Genomic DNA, 1,689 nt, shown 5'->3' with positions numbered 1-1,689 from the left:
CCGGTACGCGGTCAACTCCGCCAAGTCGCTGGCCCTGACCGCCGAGACCATCACCACCACCCAGGACTGCCCCAACGCCGGGGCCACCCCGACCGGGGCACTGCTCAGTGACAGCCGCACCTCCTACGACAACAACGCCTTCACCTGGGACGGCGCCGGCGGCGGCACCGCACCCAGCAAGGGCGAACCGACCCGCTCCGAGGTCGCCTCGGCGGCCAGCGGACCCAACGCGACGGCCTTCGTGACCGCCACCCGGACCAGCTACGACTCCTACGGCCGTGCGGCCTCCACCGTGCGGACGCCCGACTCCACCGCCCCCGACGGCAGCAGCCTGGCCCAGAGCACCACCACCACCTACACCCCCGCCACCGGGGCGGTGCCCACCGGGACCGTGACGAAGTCGCAGGTGACCGGCGGTGTTTCGCCGACCTACCAGACGACGACGATCACCCTTGATGCCGCCCGGGGCCTGCCGCTGGAGAAGGTCGACCCCGCGAACCTGCGGACCTCGACGGTCTACGACAACCTGGGCCGGTCCACGGCGGTGTGGCTGCCGTCCCAGTCCAAGGCCGCCAACCAGCCGGCGTCGATGAAGTACGAGTACGCGGTCAACACGGCCAGTGCGTCCGCGATCACGACCAAGACCCTGATGGAGAACGGTTCGTACGTGTCCTCGGTGGCGCTGTACGACGCGCTGCTGCGGCCCCGGCAGACCCAGGCGACCGGCGAGAACAACTCGATGACCGTGACGGACACCCAGTACGACTCGCACGGCTGGACCGTCCTCGCCAACACCTTCAACGTGGCCGGCACGCCCCGGAGCACGGTGGCCACCGCCGCTCAGCTCACCATTCCGGCCACCACGCTGTCCGAACACGACGGAATGGGCCGGATCACCGGGACCTCCGAGGAACAGCGCGGCAGCGCGGTCGAAGGGATGGGCACGAAGAACGTGTACACCGGTGACAGCACCCTGGTGGTGCCGCGCGCCGGTGGCATCACCACCCGGAAGCTGACCGACGGGCGCGACCGGCAGATCGAGATCGACCAGTACACCACGGCACCCACGATCACCGGATCGGCGACGGGAGGCTGGGTCGCGACCGGTGGCACGCTGGACGCCACCAAGTACGCCTACGACCTGAACGGCAAGCCGACCAGGGTCGAGGCCGCGGACGGCTCGGTCTGGCTCTCCACCTACGACCTGCTCGGCCGGAAGGTGCGACAGTCCGACCCGGACGCCGGGACGACGCAGTACAGCTACGACGACGCCGCGAACCAGGTGGGCACGATCGACGCCCGGGGCGTCGAACTCGGCTACACCTACGACCTGTTGGGCCGCAAGCTGAGCGCGGTGGACCGAACCAACGGCAACTTCACCTTCGGGGTCTGGAAGTACGACACCCTGCAGGTCGGCAAGCTGAGCTACTCGGCGCGCTACGTGCCGGGCGTGACCGACCCCTACGTCGTCCAGACCACCGGCTACACCAGCCTCGGCAAGCCGCTCGGCACCACGGTCAAGCTGCCCGCCACCGAGGCACCGCTCCCGACCACCTACAGCACCACCTTCACCTACTCGCCCACCACCCAGCAACTGCTCACCCAGCGCGACCCCGGCATCGCCGGACTGCTCACCGAGGACATCACCTACGGCTACGACGCCATCGGCAAGCCCCAGCAGACACAGGG

1 pseudogene is annotated in these 1,689 nt (G+C 69.5%); it reads left to right on the top strand.

What is annotated here, in order from left to right:
- Positions 1-1,689 (top strand): annotated as a pseudogene (locus ABD345_RS39850) (RHS repeat domain-containing protein); the annotation flags it as partial.

It is taken from the genome of Kitasatospora saccharophila, from assembly GCF_039529925.1.
Taxonomy (GTDB): Bacteria; Actinomycetota; Actinomycetes; order Streptomycetales; family Streptomycetaceae; genus Kitasatospora; species Kitasatospora saccharophila.
The sequence above is the reverse complement of the archived record's forward strand: the minus strand, read 5'-3'. Positions and strand labels throughout refer to the sequence as shown.